Genomic DNA, 15,957 nt, shown 5'->3' on the forward strand with positions numbered 1-15,957 from the left:
CTCACATCCGCACCTTCACGCCGAACAGGAGCTGGGTCGGCAGTTCGATGGCGGACTGGAGGATTTCCTGGTCGTTGCCCTGCATGTATGTCTGCCCCTGGCCGGTGACGTTCAGTGCATCGAACGTGACGGTAACTTGCGGCGTCACGTCGTAGGAAAGCTGGAGGTCGATGTTGTCGGTCGGCTGCTGATAGCGGTTGCGGTAGAAGCCGTCAGCCGTGAAGTTCGGATAGCGGTCGTCCCACAGCTGGCCCAGATGGTTCCATGCCAGGCGACCATGGAGCGATCCCTTGTCGTAGACGAGGGAGACGTTGTAAATCTCGTTCGCCTGCTGCGGCAGGTAGTCGAGCACCTGGACGCTGCCGTCGGACAAGGTGATCGGAAAATGCGCGCGCGAGAACGTGGCGTTGCCGCTGATACCCAGCCCGTCGAACGGCGCCGGCAGGAACGAAAGGTTGTAAGAGGCGCCCAGTTCGATCCCATAGGCACGCACGGTGTCCTGCGTATTGCGCGATTGGGTGACGAGCACGTCGGTAGCCACACCGTCGATCTGCATGCTCTGCAGTTCGCCGTAGTTGAAATAGTCGTCGCTGATCCACTTGTAGAAACCCGCGATCGACAGGATGCCGCGGCCGCCGTCGACATACCAGTCATGACCGATGTCGAGGTTCCAGGCCCGCCGGGGCTTGAGGTCCGGGTTGCCGGTGGACAGCGTGGGCGTTGCGGCAGTGGTATTGAGTACGCCCCCCGCAACTGACGCGGCCATGAAGCTGGGCCGGCTGACGGTCTCGCTGACGCCCAGGCGCAGTTTGCCGTTGGAGAACGTATCGACCACCAGAAGTGCGGAAGGGAGCCAGTTAGTGTAATGCGTCTCTGCCGTGATCGGGGCATAGACGCCATTGGTCTGACGCAGGCCGCTGCTGCCAGCGATGGTGTCCTCCATGCGCAGACCGGCCACGGCATACCAGTTGTCGGCGCGATACTGCACCTGAGCGTACCCGGCCCAGACATTTTCGCGGTTGGAGTACGTGCCACCCGCTTCGTCGTCGACGTTCTCGATTCCGGTGCCGTTAGCCGCATTGGCGGCGAATGCGGAGCCGGCGAGCCCGCGATCGATGACGGGGATCGGGGTGTCGCAAACATAGCCGCACAGGGTTTTGCCACGGGTCACATCGGCCAGTGAATAGCCCAGCCCCGTCCAGGTGTAGCGATCGAAGCTGGCGTTGCGACGGATCGCGGTGAAGCGGGCACCGACGGCAGCGCCAAGGCCGTAGTCGCCCGGCGCGGAATTGAACCGAAGGTTGAGCTGCGCATCGTAGCGGTTTTCGCGCAGGCGGTACGTCTCCTCGCGATGTTGCGAGCTGATGTAGCGAGAGGCATCTGCGGCGTTGGCCGCATTCACCGCGCTGAACAGCGGCACCGAACCGCTGGTGTCGTAATCGAAGGCGAGGCCGTTCTGGCTGAAGCTGTCATAGGTTTGCGGGTTGCGGACCTTGCTGGTCGACCAGCTGGCACCGCCGTCGAGCGTCACCGTATCGCTGAACTGCTTGTCGAACCGGCCATAGGCGCCCGCCACGTCGCGATACCAGCGGTATTGGCCGAGGTTCACCGACTGGGTGACGTTCGACAGCGTGCCGCTGGTCGCTGTCTGCCCGGAATTGGTGGCCGAGTTCTGCACGGCCGCGTTCAGGTCGTGGCGGTACGACTCCTCGGTCTGGTGGAAGTAATAGCCGCTGGCGTAGGCCGAAAAGGTGTCATCCGGCTTCCAGTCGAACCGGCCCTGAAGGCCTGAGCGCGTACGCTTGTTGGCGTAGTTGTAGTAAAGCCGGTTGCCCGGTACGGCATAGCCGTTGCCGCCATAAGGTGTGCTGACGCGCTTTCCGGCATCGTCGTACCAGTTCTTGGCGCTGCCCGTTTCGAGCTGAGGCACGTTGATCTCGCGGGTCCAGTACGTACCCGAAAGATAGATGCCGAACTGATCGCCCTCGCCAAAGCGTTTACTGGCCGAAAGCTGTGCCTGCCCGGTGAAGTGGTCCCCACCATCGCCCTTACTGTCGAGGGTGGGGCCACCGCTTACCGCTCCGGAAATGCGACCCGAAGGGAAATCGAAGGCGCTGGGCGTCACGAAATTGGTGAGACCGCCGATGAAGTTGGCATCGGTCTCGGGCGTCGCCGTCTTGATGACGTCGATGTGCGAGGCGATGTTGGACGGCAGCACCTCCATGGAGATGACGCGACCGCTGGAGTTGGTCGTACCCATGTTGATGTCGGTGGAGGCGAGGCTGAACCCGTCCACCAGCAGGTCGTTATAGCCCTGGTTGAAGCCACGCACGATCACGAAGCGCGGTTCACCTTGATAGAGCAGCGTGTTCACGCCGGTAACGCGCTTGAGCGCATCGCCCGCGTTGAAGTCCGGCAACTGGCCGATTTCAGTGGCCGAGACAGTATCGGTAATGCGCAGCGCATCGCGCTTGATGGCGACAGCCCGCTCATTCGAAGCGCGAAGGCCCGTGACGACGATATCGTTGCCGGAACCGCCAGCAGCGTCCTGGCCGTAGGCAGGCGAAACGAAAATCAGAGCGAGCGCCGTGGCGCTGGCGAATCGGAACATGGTGCGACCCCTATGAACTAACTAACGTATATTTAGTTAGTAGATGCTTCTATTTTATGACAGTCGGCATGCCGCAGGGAACTTCGCCATTTTTGGAAGGGATGATCTGGAAATGCTCTTCATGATCGAGCCAAGCGGGAACATCTCGCCCCTAGCATCGGCGAAAACGACGTCGATCCCCTGCGTGCTGCTGCTGGACGACATCATAGAGACGTTCGATGTCGGCCAGGTTGGCCATGTCGCGCCCCACTATTTCCCCGAGAAAACTTTGACAACATAAGGCCCCCGCCCCGCCCCCCGTGGCGAATGGCGGGATTTGACAGGAACCGTCGCGCCGTTGAACAGGCAAGGCATGGAACAGGACGACCACCCCCGAATAGACTTGCGCGTGCTGCGTCAGTTCGTCGCCGTTGCGGAGGAACTGCATTTCACCCGCGCGGCCGATCGGCTTGGGATGTCTCAACCGCCGCTGACAGCTGCAGTCCGCCGTCTGGAACAGGAAGTCGGAGCGGTCCTGATCGAACGTGGGCGCAAGACGATCCGTTTGACTTCTGCAGGAGCCGTATTGCTGCTTGAAGCGAAGCGATTGCTGGGTGCTGCTTCCGACGCTCTGAGCGCCACGCGCGACGCCGCGAACGGGAAGCATGGCCGTGTGCGATTGGGCTACGTCGGCAGCGCCATGTATGGGAAGCTTCCGGGGGCGTTGCGGAGGTTCCGGCGGGCGCACCCCGATGTGCAGATAGACCTGCATGAGATGACCACCGTTGCGCAAGTGGCGGCGCTGCGCGCAGATGCGCTCGATCTCGCCATCGTCATACCGCCGCTTGGAGATCAGGCGGGGCTGCAGACGCTGCCGTTCGAACGTGACAGACTGGCGATCGCTCTTCCAATGGGACATGCTCTTGCGAATGCTCCGGTGATCGCGCTTCGCAACCTGGCAACGGAGCCATTCGTTTGCTGGCCGAGAGATCAGGGACCAGGCTTCCATGATCGAGTGACGCGGTTATGCGGCGATGCCGGCTTTTCGCCAACGATCGTGCAGGAAGCACATGGCATGCATGCCGTTCTTTCCCTCGTGGCCGTGGAGGCAGGTGTGGCCATCGTACCGGCCGGGATGCATCAGGTCCGCGCCGACGAGATAGCATACCATCCCATCGAAGATCCCGAAGCTTCGTTTGGGCTCGTGCTTTGTCGAAAGTCGGGTGCGGCACAGCCGGCTGTGGGACGGCTCGAAGACACGCTGCGATCATAGCGTCCGCCTATCACGGCATCCCCTCATCGGTATTGGTCCGTCCGCGCGCTGCCGAGTACCGCTGAGCCCGGAGGTGCAGCATGATCGACTTTTCAGGGCGCGTGGCGCTGGTTACGGGCGCCGGCCGGGGACTCGGTTTCGCCTATGCATCGGGCCTCGCAGCGCGCGGGGCGACGGTGATCGTACAGGACAGCGGCACCGGCTCCGATGGAATTGGTACAGACCCCGCGGTTGCCGCCAGTGCAGCCGGCAGGATCGCCGCTGATGGCGGTCGGGCTTTCGCCGAGGCGGGACCGATCGCGACATGTGCCGATTGCCATGACTTGATCGAACGCGTTGTTGCGGAACACGGACGCCTCGACGTGCTGATCCATAATGCCGGGTGGGTGGGTTATGAAGCTATCGAGGAACTCGATCCCGATTTCCATCATCGCATGATGCGGTTGGGCGTGGACACGCCCCTGTGGTTGGCCCAGGCAGCTTGGCCGGCGATGCGCGAAGCACGGTTCGGGCGCATCCTTCTCACCACGTCTGACCGAGCGATCTATCCGGCCTACGCGCAGGTTGGCCCTGCCTCCTATGCCGCCGCGAAAATGGGTGCGATCGGTATCGCCAACGCCCTCGCGCGAGAAGGCGAACCCCATGGCATCACGGTCAATGCAATCTCGCCGGTCGCCAAAACCCGCATGTGGGGTATCGAGGGCGAGCCAGACGAACTGCATCCGGAGGCGGTAGCCCCCGGTGCGCTATGGCTTGTTTCGCCGGACTGCACCGACAGTGGCTGGGTGCTGCGTGCCGCCAATGGTCAGTTCGTGGCGACGAGGGCCCAGGAGGCGGAACGCGTCGAATATCCGCGCAATTTGGCCGCGCAGGAGGCTGCGACAGTCGAGGACGTGGCCGATGCCTGGTCTCGCATCGCCATCGCGGTTCCTGAGCCGCGTGTGGTCCCGTCGAAAATCGCCCATGCCGCGTTTGGCGGCTCAGCGGTTCTTGGCGAGAGCCCAATCTGGAGCCGAACCGGTGAGTTGCTGTGGGTTGATACCGACGGCCGCACGCTAAACCGCTTCGATCCGCTGACTCGTCGAAACGCGGCCTTCGGCATGCCGGACGTCATCGGGATGGTGGCCGAACGCGAAGACGGCACCCTCATCGCTGCGATCGGCTGCGATCTGGCAACGGTGAGCGCGACCGGGGAAGTGCGGCGCTTTGCCAGCGCGCCGCGAGGCAGCTCTGCCTATCGCCTCAACGACGGCAAGCTGGACGCTCGGGGGCGCCTCTGGATCGGGTTGATGCACAACGATCTGGAGGGCGGCACCGGCCTCCTCTATCGCTACGATCCGGACGGTAGCTGGCACGTAATGGATAACGGCTTCACGCTCATCAACGGTCTCGACTGGAGCCCGGATCGGCGAACGCTGTACGTGACCGACTCCCGCATCCCGGTTATTTACGCCTATGATCATGATCCGCTCACGGGAGCGATCGGCAACCGAAGAGACTTTGCCACCTTCAACCCCGATGACGGCTTTCCGGACGGTCTCCTGGTCGATGAGGACGGCCTGATCTGGTCCACCTTCTTCGATGGCGGAGCTATCCGGCGGATCGCCCCGGACGGCACGTCCATGGGAAAGATCGACTTGCCGGTATCGCGACCTACAAGCTGTTGTTTCTCGCCCGATCGGAAGTTGCTCTACGTCACCACCGCGCGGTTGGGACTGACCGATGCAAGGCTGAAACAGGAACCCCTGGCAGGAGCGTTGCTGACGATCCGTCTGGACGCTGCGCGGTAAGCTTAGACGCTTCTTGGCGGCTATTCAGAGTGGTTCCTTTGCGACGCTACCGTGGCGGGGAACAGCTAGAAAGCCGCCATTCATGCGGCGAGACGGGAACTACGACCAAGAAGACGCGGTGGTGATGGCACGGCGCACAATCATCAAGTCAGGCACTTCAACGCGTGAGGCGGATGAAAGCGGGCCGGCGCATATCGATCGCGCGCCGGCCCGGTAAGGTCGTGGGATCAGAGCTGTGCGCGAACGCCCAAGCTGATGCGGCTTCCCGAAAACTCGTAAGTTGTCGGGAAGGCAGGATCCATCGTATAGCCGGTCGTCTTGGCATTGCCGACGTTGATACCCTGCAGTTCCACGCGGAAATTGGGGGTCAACTGGTAGCTCGCGGAGAAGTCGAACTGGCCATAAGCGTTGCGATAGACCGGATACATGTTGCGCTCGATACGCTCCACATATTTGCCCTTGCGATTGTAGGAAACGCGCAGCGAGATCGGCCCTTTGTCATAGAATACGGTCGCGTTGTAGGTGTTGTTCGAAAGACCAATCGGCGAGGTCGGGATGCCCAGATCGGACTCGCCGGTCAGCGAGCTGTCGAGGAAGGTCACGTTGGCATTGACGCCGAAACCGTCCGCCCAGTCGGCGATCATGGCAAACGGGATCACTGCGTTCAGCTCGATGCCGCTGACGTCATAGGAGCCTTCGGCATTCACCGGCTGATAGACGTCGAAGTCGTAGACGCCGTTCACCGTGCCGTTGGCGTTCAGCACGGTCACTCCGGGCACCACTCCGGTCAGCTCGTTCTGGACGACGCCCTTGATCTTCTTCCAGAAATAGGAAGCGGCAAGGATACCCCCACGGTCAAAATACTTCTCAGCGCCCACTTCCCACTGGTCGGCCAAGGTCGGCTTCAGGCCTGGATTGCCGTCCGTGTAGCGATAGCTGCTATAGCTCGCCGTCCGCTTGTAGGCGAGGTCGGTGAGGGCAGGACGGATCAGCGTTTTCGACGCGGCTGCGCGCAGGATGAGGCTGTCCGTCAGTTCGGCGTGTGCGTTGAACGAGGGCAGGAACTTCGAATAGCTCCCCTCGCTGGAGACCGGCTCGGGGGTCAGTCCGGTGCTGCCGTTTGCGTTCTGGACCTGGTGGAACCCCTCGGAATGGATCGCGGTATGCAGGTAACGACCACCCAGATTGACGAAGATGGGGACAGGCGCGTCGAATTCGAGATCGAGCATCGCATATCCCGCGACCACTTCTTCCCTCACCTTGTAGTAGTTCGCGTTGTTGAAGGGCGTCACGAAGTCGGCGGGGCGGAAGAATTCGCGGGCATATTCGTTCGAGACCTGCGCCCAGTCGATGTCCCGCGCCTGATAGGACTTGCCGCCGACGATATCCGTCACGCTGGTGAGCGGACTGTCGGAAAGCCTGCGTACGTTCACATAGGCAGTGCTGCCGCGCGTGGGGCCCTGGATCTTCTCTTCGCCATATTCACGTTCATTGGTCTTGTTCGTGTACCGGCCGCCGAAGCTGAAGCGCTTGAAGATGGAGGGGCCGAACTCGTAGCTCAGATCGAGCTGCGCTGCATATTTGTCATCCTTGATCCGCTCGCGCGTCGTCTCATAGGCTTCGAAAAGATAGGAGTTCGGCGCATTATACATGTCGATCGTGCCCGCCGCGGCGCTGGGGATCGTCTCGCCGCCGGTCTCGGTGTAGCGCGTGCGCGAAGGGGCATAGGCGACATGCTTGAGGTTGGCGAAATCGAGCGTCTTGGTCGCGCCGGAGTAGCCGGCCAGCGCATTGACCGATAGCTGGCCGAGCTTCCAGTTCATCTCGCCGCCAAACTGGCGATAGTCGGTCTTGTTGATATATTCCTTGCTCAGGAATTCATGCTGGGTGTTGGTGTAGGAGACGTCCTTCAGCACCACGATGCCCGCATCGGACAGTGTGGTGTCATCGAATTCGTGGATCGTATCGAGCGTGGAGTTGCTGGACGCCGAATAGCCTGCCGCGTCATATTCGTCCTCGTGCGTCTTGTAGGAACCCACGAACGCATCGAACACGAGGTTGAAATTCTTGCTGGGCTGGTACTGCACCGAACCGGAAAGCCCGAGGCGATCCTGATCGTTCCGATAGACCCTGTCGCCGACCTTATCGAGGAACACGATGCGGTTCTTGTCGTCATTCGAGAAGGCGATGCCCGCGTCGCGCTGGAGCACGGAGATCGCCTGGTTGCGATAGGTCGTTCCCGTACGATCGGTCCAGCGCGCTATCGGGCGGAAGTTGATGCCCGAGTTTGAATCCGTGCGATTGGTGCGTTGCTGCTTGGCTACCGAGACGAGCACGCCGAAATCGCCGAAAGTGTCGCTGGCGAGGAAAGAAGCGCTCGGGTCGATCTTCTCGGAGATGGAATTGTAGGCACCTTCCGCGCTGCCTACGAGGCGCCGACCGGGCGTGTCGAACGGGCGGGCGGTGCGAATGTAGACCGACCCGGCGATGCCACCTTCTTCGTCCGCCGCGGTGGGCGACTTCTGGACAGTGACCGATTGCATCAGTTCGGACGCAAACATGTCGAACTCGACGGCACGCCCGCCGGATCCCGTAGCGGTGGCGAGCTTGTTGATCGAGACGAACGTGAATTCGGTTGGCAGACCGCGCACGTTGACGCGCGTGCCGAGGCCCTTGTTGCGCTCGATGGTCACGCCGGGAATGCGCTGCAGCGCTTCGGAAAGGTTCTGCTCGGGAAAATCGGCGATGTCGGTTGCGACGATCGAATCCGAGAAGCCCACTGTGGCGCGCTTCATGTCGATCGCTTCATCGAGACTGCGGCGGTAGCCGGAGACGACGATATCCTCGGCAACGGCGCTGTTGTCGGCGGTCAGGGCCGGCGTGGTCTGCGCGGCTACGGAGACCTTGCGCGCCGGAGCCGCAGAAACGGCACGCGCGGGAGCGGGAACAGAGCCACGGACGACGAGATAAGTGCCTTCCCGCTTCTCGTAAGTCAGGCCCGACCCTCGCAGCAGTTCGTTTAGCGCCGCATCAGCCGACGTAGCGCCCTTGATCGCGGGAGCCTTCCTGCCCCGCACCAGTGTGTGATTGACGAGTATCTGGACGCCTGCCTGGCGCGACAGCGTGTTGATGGAATCCTCAAGGTTGGCCGACGGCAGGAAAATCCTGCTCTGTGCGATGGCGGGCGAGGCCGCGCATACAGCGCCGATGGTCAGTGCGAAGGCAGTAACGCTCGTACGGAGCGCGGTCTTGAAAGCTGTCACTTTGGTGTTCCCCCTGCGTTTCGATAAACGAGTTCAGACCAAAGACGGGGGTTCACCGAAAATTTCACATTTTTTGTTTTTACATTTCCGATACATTTTTATTTCAATTTGATGAAATCATGATGGATCAGTAGATGATGATCCTGTCATCTGTCCTTTGGACATTGAATCCTTGGATGACCGACAGATTTTCAAGCTGCCCCATCGGATCAGTCAGCCGGATGCGGCCACTCACGGGCTGCGCGCCCAACTCTTCGCGCGCGAATTCAATCGGTGCCGGTGACAGGCTGCGCAAGTCGTCGACGACATCCTTCAGCGGCTTCGCCTTGTACTCGACCCATTCGCCGCGCCACGGCGCAACATCACCGGGCCGTACATCGGCGCTGCGGTTCACGCCGTTCCGATCGAGGACGGCGACCTGATTGGCAGCCAGCCTCGTCGGCTTCTGGAACCAGCCCCGCTTTGCGAAGTCCACGATACCGGCGGCGACCGTCACCCTGACATGCGCCGCCTTGCTCACCACTTCGAAACTGGTGCCCTTGTCGACGATCTCCGCGTCATCTGTCTCGATCCGGAAAGGTCGGTCTTCATCATGGTGGACATTGGCGAACAGCGCACCCTGACCCAGCTCGATCACACGGTCATGGCCGGTATAGCGGACAGTCACATTCGTGCCTCCGCCCAGCGTCAATCGGGTGCCATCTTCCAGCACGACCTCACGCACCGTGCCGTCGGCCGCTGCAAACTGATGGGCATCTGCCATCTGCATCTCGATCAGCGGCATGGCCTTGTAACCGCCGGCGGCCATGATCAGGATCGCTGCCACGCTGGCGACAGCCGTGCGGCGCGCCTTCATGCGCCGGTCGTAATCGTGCAGGGCAGCCCCCATGCCGGGGCCCATAATTCGGCGCCACATCCCGTCGAATGCCGTGCGATGGCGCGGGTCCTGGTCGATCCAGGTATCGAACGCCTCCTCTTCGAACGGACCATCGTCCATCCGGCGCTCCACCCACTGAGCGGCCGCCCACTTGATCGGGTCGACCTGACTAGCAGGCACGCTGTTCGATCTTTTCGATGGCGGCATCGAGATCCAGTACGGCGCGGGCGACGTGGTTGCTAACGGCGCTGGGCGACAGGCCGAGAGCCTCGGCAACTTCACCTGCGGATTCTCCGTTGACCCGGCGGCGGATGAAGACGTCCCGGCGCAGCTTCGGCATAGCCTTGAGTATCTCGAAAACCAGGTCGACGAGTTGCTTGCGTTCCAGCTGCACGTCGGCCGTCGGTATCGGACAGGCGATCGTCACCGGCAATTCGACGAGAGGGACGCTCTTCGTCCGGCGAAAATGATCGCGAACCAGGTTCAACGAGATTTTGCGAAGGAAAGCCGGGGCATCGTTCACCACGCCGCCGGGCTTCGATTCGAAGCTGATCAAACGCAGATACGCCTCTTGGACAATATCCTCGCTGAGCATGGAGTCACGAACCTGCCGCCCCACGTATTGCAGGAGATTTGCTCGTTGCGCGCGCAGGAGAGACGTCGTGGCACCCATGTCGCGGCGACTTAAGCGCCCATTGTTACAATAATGCTGCGTGGTCGATCAGGACATGAAAGCACATTGAAAACGCTGATAATCTAAAGCCGCCCTATTGCAGATGCTGCCGACGAATGCAGGGAAACGAGACGCAGCAGAGGGCTACGGAAGGTGGTCCTGTCAGCGCAGGCCATGAACGGCCATTTCCAAGCCCAACAACAGCAAAAAGATCAGGAAAAGCCGGCGGAATAGCTGCGGGCTAATTCGTATCCGGATCCATTGTCCGGCTACCATGCCAAGGAGCGCGGGAACGACTGCAAGCGCCGAGGTCAGCAGATTCCCGATCGGGGTTGCGCCATGCCAAAACAGCCCAATCGCAAGCGCGATCGTCGACACGGTGAACGAAAGACCCAGCGCCTGCACTAGATCATCGCGTTCCAGGCCGAGTGACTGGATGTACGGCACAGCAGGTATCACGAACACGCCCGTCGCGCCCGTGACGAGTCCGGTGACTAGCCCGATCACCGGAGACAGCCACGGCTCCAATCGGTGAGAAATGCGGAGAGCCTTGGCCAATAGCGTGTACGCGGCATAGAAGACCAGGGCAATTCCCAGGCCTATGGTCGTCAGTTTGGTGTTCCCTCCCGTCAGCACCATAGAGCCAACGATCGTCCCGATGATGATCGTCAGCAACATCGGCCAAAGCCGACGGATGAGCATTCCCAGCTTCGGACCTGCAAAAAGCTGCCAGACGTTTGTGACGAACGATGGTACCAGCAACAGCGTGGCGGCGCCTAGCGGCGATAGCGTAGATCCCAGCACTCCCATAGCCACGGTGGGCAACCCCATGCCGGTCACCCCTTTGACGATGCCAGCGGCAAAGAAGGTCGTGATGATCAGGGCGATTAATGGGAGTGAATAGCCAGGCATGCCCCAGAGTTGCTTACTGCTATACGTCTGACAATGCGGAAGGGCCGAGTGGTGGCTTCGGCTGGAGCGAAGGCAGGAAACGCTTTAAGAGTCCCCCAATGCGCTTCGACCTTACTGACCTTCGCCTGTTCCTCGCGGTGGTGGACGCCGGCACCATCACTCATGGCGCCGCCGAGGTAGGCTTGTCACTTCCAGCGGCTAGTGAACGGCTTCGCGAAATGGAAGCGGCGGGGGAAGTGACCCTGCTAGATCGCGGGCGCCGCGGCATAGTGCCAACCGAAGCCGGAGAGATGCTGGCGCACCATGCCCGCAAGATTCTGCACCAGATGGCGCAGATGCGGGGCGATATCGGTCAATATGCGAAAGGCCTGCGCGCTTCGGTACGTGTCTTCGCGAATACCGCAGCCATTACGGAGTTTTTACCCAAGCGTCTTGAGTCTTGGATGGCTGCAAACCCTCAGGTCGACATCGATATGAGGGAGCGCCAAAGCGCCGAAATTGCCAAAAGCATCAGCGCAGGCTTCGCCGAAATCGGCGTGCTGTCGAGCGCGGTCGAGACGGCCGATTTGACGTTGCGGCCCTTCGCGGTCGATCGCCTTGTTGTCGTTGCATCCAAGGAGCATTCGCTGTCGGAATGCGCGCGGGTGAGGTTCGGCGACCTTGCCGGGCATCATTTCATCGGCCTGACGGGCGGGGCGTTGCAGGACCACATCGAAGGGCACGCTTCTCGCGCGGGGGCAGGATTGAAGATGCGGGTTCGGCTCCGCAGCTTCGATGGCATCTGTCAGATGGCAGGAGCCGGGGTGGGCATAGGGATAGTCCCTGAAACTGCAGCGCGACGTTGCCGGCGATCAACGAAAATTGCGATTATCCGCTTGCATGACGACTGGGCCACTCGCCATCTGTCATTGTGTGTACGTGCCGAAAGCGAACTCACACCGCCCGCTAAAGCACTGTTCGATCATTTATCACGAGTGAGCGAATAGCTTCCGGCAGCAGGCGGACCAGTTGTTGCCATTCCTTTCTGGACGCCCAAAGGTCGGATCCCGACAGAACCAGTCGTTCAGCCTCTGCACAATTTATCTGGATGCTGCGGAGGAAGACACGCGACGACATAAATCGCAAGTGTCCGATGAGGGCATAGAACTCAGTAGAAACGCGATAGGGGAAATTACCGAAACGCAGTTCGGTACAAATTCCGATTTCCGTGGAATGGGGAAAGGCCATGGTATTCCCGCGACTTCAGCTGGGGAGGCTACCATGCCCAACGGCAAACCGAATGTGCTTGCGATCATTGCGGACGATCTCGGGTGGTTCGACGTGAGTGCCTATCATCAAGGGATAATGGGCACCACGACGCCCAATATGGATCGCTTGGCGAAAGAGGGGATTCGCCTGACCGACGCCTATGCGCAGGCGAGTTGCACCGCCGGCAGGGCGGCCTTCATAACCGGGCAGCTTCCCATGCGAACCGGTTTGACGGCGGTCGGCCTGCCCGGCGCCCCGCAAGGGCTCTTCTCAGAGGATCCCACCTTGGCTGAGCTTTTGAAGCCGCATGGCTACAAGACCGCCCAGATCGGCAAGAACCATCTTGGAGACCGCAACGAATATCTGCCCACCGTCCACGGCTTCGATGAGTTCTACGGCAACCTCTATCACCTGAATGCGGAAGAGGAGCCCGAGCAGCCCGATTACCCCAAGGATGATCCCGCATTCGAGACGCTGTTTGGCCCTCGCGGCGTACTCGATTGCAAAGCGTCCGATGCGGACGATCACACAGTCGATGAACGTTTCGGCCGAGTTGGCAAACAGACCATCAAGGACACAGGGCCTCTCACCAAAAAGCGCATGGAAACGATCGAGGAGGATCTTCTCGGCCGCTCGCTCGATTTTATCGATCGCGTCCATGCCTCCGGCGAGCCGTTCTTCCTTTGGCACAACACCACGCGGATGCATGTTTTCACCCATCTGTCCGAACGCTGGGCGGGTAAAACCAAGCTTGGCGTCTATGCCGATGGCGTCCAGGAACTCGACTGGGTCGTAGGCTCGTTGCTCGACAAGCTCGATGCGCTAGGCATCGCAGACGATACGATCGTGATTTTCACAACTGACAACGGCGCCGAGAAATTCTCCTGGCCCGATGGCGGGACCAGCCCATTTCGCGGCGAAAAGGGCCTTGGGTGGGAAGGCGGGTTTCGCGTTCCCTACTTGATGCGTTGGCCCGGACATATTCCCGCCGGAAAGGTGCTGAATGGAATTTTCTCGCTGGAAGACGTGGTGCCTACCGTTCTGGCTGCAGTAGGTGAGCCAGATGTGAAGGAGAAGCTGCTCAAGGGGCACAAGACGGGAGACAAGACCTTCAAGGTCCATCTCGATGGCTACAATCAGCTGCCCTACTTGACCGGCGAGGAGGTGAATTCGTCACGGCACGAGTTCTTCTACTACGGCGAACACGACCTTTACGCTGTGCGTTACAAAGACTGGAAGGTGCATTTCATCGTGAAGGACGATTGGTTCGCCGGCTCTTCGGTCACTCCCACGGTCCCTCGCCCGGTCAACCTGCGGAACGACCCATTCGAACAGCATATGAATGCGGCATTTTATCCTATCTATGCTGGCGCTAAATTGTGGACGGTCATGCCGGCGGCGTATCTCCTGCAAAAGCACGTTGCCACATTCAAGGAATTCCCGCCCCGCCAAGCGCCTGCCACATTCAACGCTGGCCAAATGCTCGAGGCAGCTATGAAATCCGCGGCTGGCGGATTGGGTTAGGGCCGTTTGCGACTCAAACTCAAGCCGTGCCGGTGCGGACACGGGAATGTCCGCTGGCACCGGAACTGTTCTTCGCTTATTGAACGCCCCCCGGTCAGCAATGCGGCCCTTGCGGACGCTTGCCAGCTTGGACGCCGCGCCCAGAACCGGACATTCACTGGAGACCGTGATCGATGGGGAGGAAGGGCAGGGCTTGGGACATTCCATCCTCACCGTCGGTCCTTCGCCTGATACCATCGTGCGGGCCAATGCTAGACATAGTTGGAGGCAAGGAGCGCACCAATGAGCACCCCCGTCACCATGAAAAACTTCATCCGTGCCGAAACCGACAACTACTTCGCGGCTTTTGCGAAGGAGGGCGGCTTCGGTAAGTTCGCACACGACCGCGACCTCGTGGACCTAGACCACCAGACAGTCATCCGCATGAACCGCGATACGGTCTATTCGCGTGCCGTATTCGATCTCGACGCGGGTGCGCTCACGATCGCGCTGCCCGAGGCCAGTGGCCGCTTCATGTCGATCCTCGCGATTGACGAGGACCACTATGTCGCCGGGACCTATTACGACACCACGCCGCACAGGTTCACGCGTGAGCAGGTGGGAACGCGCTATTTGGGCTTTCTCATCCGCACGCTGGTTGATCCCACTGATCCGGCAGATCTGCAGAAGGTGCATGCCTTGCAGGACGCGATCCGGGTGGAGCAAGTCGCGCCAGGCCGCCTCGAACTTCCGGATTGGGACCAGGCATCGCTTGCGGAGACTCGCGGCCGGCTAAGCAAGATGCCAGTCCCGGACGAAAAACGGGGGTTCGGGACCCGTGCCTCGGTCGACCCCGAATCGCACCTGATCGCTACGGCGATCGGCTGGGGCGGCAATCCGGCGCGCGACGCCAGTTATATGGCAGACTGGCCCGAGCGGAATGACGGAAAGACGATCTACCGCCTGACGGTGAAGGACGTGCCGGTGGACGGCTTTTGGTCTGTCACCGTCTACAACAAAGCGGGTTATTTCGAGCGCAATGCGCAAAATGCGTATTCGCTCAATAACCTCACCGCCAAGCCGGATTCGGACGGCGGGTTCACGATCCAGTTCGGCGGCTGCGACGGACAGGTAACTAACTGCCTCCCGATCATGCCGGGCTGGAACTACGCAGTGCGCATGTATCGACCCCGGTCCGAAATTCTTGACGGCAGTTGGACGTTTCCCAAGGCGCAGCCGATCGAATGAGGCAAATCGGGGGCTAGCGCGACAGACGGTAACGCTTCCGGCTGAAGGCGCGACAGCTTACGGGATCGCTTTCGAGCCCGCTAAACGGTGACTATGAGGTCGCGTGGCTGCCGTGCGGCCTCGCGCTAGTTGTGTCAGAGACTGCCGTTCAAAGCCCGACCGGCGAACAAGTGGTTCTGGATCGGTACCTGCCATCCCCGGCCCGCCCGAGAACGCCAGTTTTGTCCCCAATTCGAGGCGTAGGGCGCCGGATGAAAGCACCCGTTTGTGTCAGTTTACTTGGCGATTTTGAATTTTCAGTTCGACGGCCTGCCTCTCCATCGAGATTCTAGCAAAAGTGGAATGCGGAAAAGACGCAGCGTCAAGGATCAAACCGCACAGACTGACTGTCCGGGATAGTCCCTTCAAAAATCCAACAATGACAAACTATGAGTAATAGAAGTATCTCGCGCGTGAGGCCGGTACAGCTCTGCGTTACCGTCGATATCAATGCTTTTCTCATCCCTTTGATGAGCTATGAAGACCGCGATGACTGCTGTATCACATTCCATCAGCCAAGCGAACCTCAGGACGTTTGAGA

General features: G+C 60.5%; 11 protein-coding genes. 6 read left to right on the forward strand and 5 right to left on the reverse strand.

Annotated elements, in window-relative coordinates; translation table 11 throughout:
• Position 1: 1 nt before the first annotated feature.
• Complete coding sequence (locus ACI3K3_RS21440; RefSeq protein ID WP_404917414.1) at positions 2–2,611, reverse strand: TonB-dependent receptor; 2,610 nt, start codon at positions 2,609–2,611, stop codon at positions 2–4.
• Positions 2,612–2,654: 43 nt separating this feature from the next.
• On the opposite strand from ACI3K3_RS21440, the gene ACI3K3_RS21445 reads away from it, so the two are divergent.
• From ACI3K3_RS21445 to ACI3K3_RS21455, 3 genes are all read left to right on the forward strand, one after another.
• The gene (locus ACI3K3_RS21445) at positions 2,655–2,891 is read left to right on the forward strand and encodes a hypothetical protein (protein WP_404917416.1); all 237 of its coding nucleotides are present in this window, start codon (positions 2,655–2,657) and stop codon (positions 2,889–2,891) included.
• Between the two features lie 72 nt (positions 2,892–2,963).
• Entirely contained in the window at positions 2,964–3,863 is a 900-nt protein-coding gene (locus ACI3K3_RS21450) for a LysR substrate-binding domain-containing protein (protein WP_404917418.1), read from the forward strand.
• Between the two features lie 80 nt (positions 3,864–3,943).
• Positions 3,944–5,653 (forward strand): SDR family NAD(P)-dependent oxidoreductase, encoded by a 1,710-nt coding sequence (locus ACI3K3_RS21455; protein WP_404917420.1) that lies wholly within the window; start codon positions 3,944–3,946, stop codon positions 5,651–5,653.
• 227 nt (positions 5,654–5,880) lie between these two features.
• On the opposite strand, the gene ACI3K3_RS21460 is transcribed toward ACI3K3_RS21455, so the two are convergent.
• The 4 genes from ACI3K3_RS21460 to ACI3K3_RS21475 form a co-directional block, all read right to left on the reverse strand.
• Positions 5,881–8,916 (reverse strand): TonB-dependent receptor, encoded by a 3,036-nt coding sequence (locus tag ACI3K3_RS21460; RefSeq protein WP_404917422.1) that lies wholly within the window; start codon positions 8,914–8,916, stop codon positions 5,881–5,883.
• 127 nt (positions 8,917–9,043) lie between these two features.
• On the reverse strand, positions 9,044–9,925 hold the full coding sequence (locus tag ACI3K3_RS21465) for a FecR family protein (protein WP_404917424.1): 882 nt from the start codon (positions 9,923–9,925) through the stop codon (positions 9,044–9,046).
• Positions 9,926–9,962: 37 nt separating this feature from the next.
• Positions 9,963–10,466 carry an RNA polymerase sigma factor gene (locus tag ACI3K3_RS21470; RefSeq protein ID WP_404917426.1) on the reverse strand — a complete coding sequence of 168 codons (504 nt, stop codon included), beginning with the start codon at positions 10,464–10,466 and terminating at the stop codon, positions 9,963–9,965.
• 162 nt (positions 10,467–10,628) lie between these two features.
• Positions 10,629–11,378 carry a sulfite exporter TauE/SafE family protein gene (locus ACI3K3_RS21475; RefSeq protein WP_404917428.1) on the reverse strand — a complete coding sequence of 250 codons (750 nt, stop codon included), beginning with the start codon at positions 11,376–11,378 and terminating at the stop codon, positions 10,629–10,631.
• A gap of 98 nt (positions 11,379–11,476) precedes the next feature.
• Between ACI3K3_RS21475 and ACI3K3_RS21480 the strand changes: the two genes are divergently transcribed.
• From ACI3K3_RS21480 to ACI3K3_RS21490, 3 genes are all read left to right on the forward strand, one after another.
• Entirely contained in the window at positions 11,477–12,364 is an 888-nt protein-coding gene (locus tag ACI3K3_RS21480) for a LysR family transcriptional regulator (protein ID WP_404917430.1), read from the forward strand.
• Positions 12,365–12,638: 274 nt separating this feature from the next.
• Positions 12,639–14,150, forward strand: a complete 1,512-nt coding sequence (locus tag ACI3K3_RS21485; RefSeq protein ID WP_404917432.1) for an arylsulfatase — start codon at positions 12,639–12,641, stop codon at positions 14,148–14,150.
• Between the two features lie 282 nt (positions 14,151–14,432).
• Entirely contained in the window at positions 14,433–15,377 is a 945-nt protein-coding gene (locus ACI3K3_RS21490) for a DUF1214 domain-containing protein (RefSeq protein WP_404917434.1), read from the forward strand.
• Positions 15,378–15,957: the final 580 nt, after the last annotated feature.

This window comes from Novosphingobium sp. ZW T3_23 (assembly GCF_044987305.1).
Classification (GTDB): Bacteria; Pseudomonadota; Alphaproteobacteria; order Sphingomonadales; family Sphingomonadaceae; genus Novosphingobium.

Coding starts and splice junctions, on each gene's coding strand:
- ACI3K3_RS21440 (WP_404917414.1), bottom strand. CDS start 2,611: ATGTTCCGATTCGCCAGCGCCACGGCGCTCGCTCTGATTTTCGTTTCG.
- ACI3K3_RS21445 (WP_404917416.1), top strand. CDS start 2,655: ATGCTTCTATTTTATGACAGTCGGCATGCCGCAGGGAACTTCGCCATT.
- ACI3K3_RS21450 (WP_404917418.1), top strand. CDS start 2,964: ATGGAACAGGACGACCACCCCCGAATAGACTTGCGCGTGCTGCGTCAG.
- ACI3K3_RS21455 (WP_404917420.1), top strand. CDS start 3,944: ATGATCGACTTTTCAGGGCGCGTGGCGCTGGTTACGGGCGCCGGCCGG.
- ACI3K3_RS21470 (WP_404917426.1), bottom strand. CDS start 10,466: ATGGGTGCCACGACGTCTCTCCTGCGCGCGCAACGAGCAAATCTCCTG.
- ACI3K3_RS21475 (WP_404917428.1), bottom strand. CDS start 11,378: ATGCCTGGCTATTCACTCCCATTAATCGCCCTGATCATCACGACCTTC.
- ACI3K3_RS21480 (WP_404917430.1), top strand. CDS start 11,477: ATGCGCTTCGACCTTACTGACCTTCGCCTGTTCCTCGCGGTGGTGGAC.
- ACI3K3_RS21485 (WP_404917432.1), top strand. CDS start 12,639: ATGCCCAACGGCAAACCGAATGTGCTTGCGATCATTGCGGACGATCTC.
- ACI3K3_RS21490 (WP_404917434.1), top strand. CDS start 14,433: ATGAGCACCCCCGTCACCATGAAAAACTTCATCCGTGCCGAAACCGAC.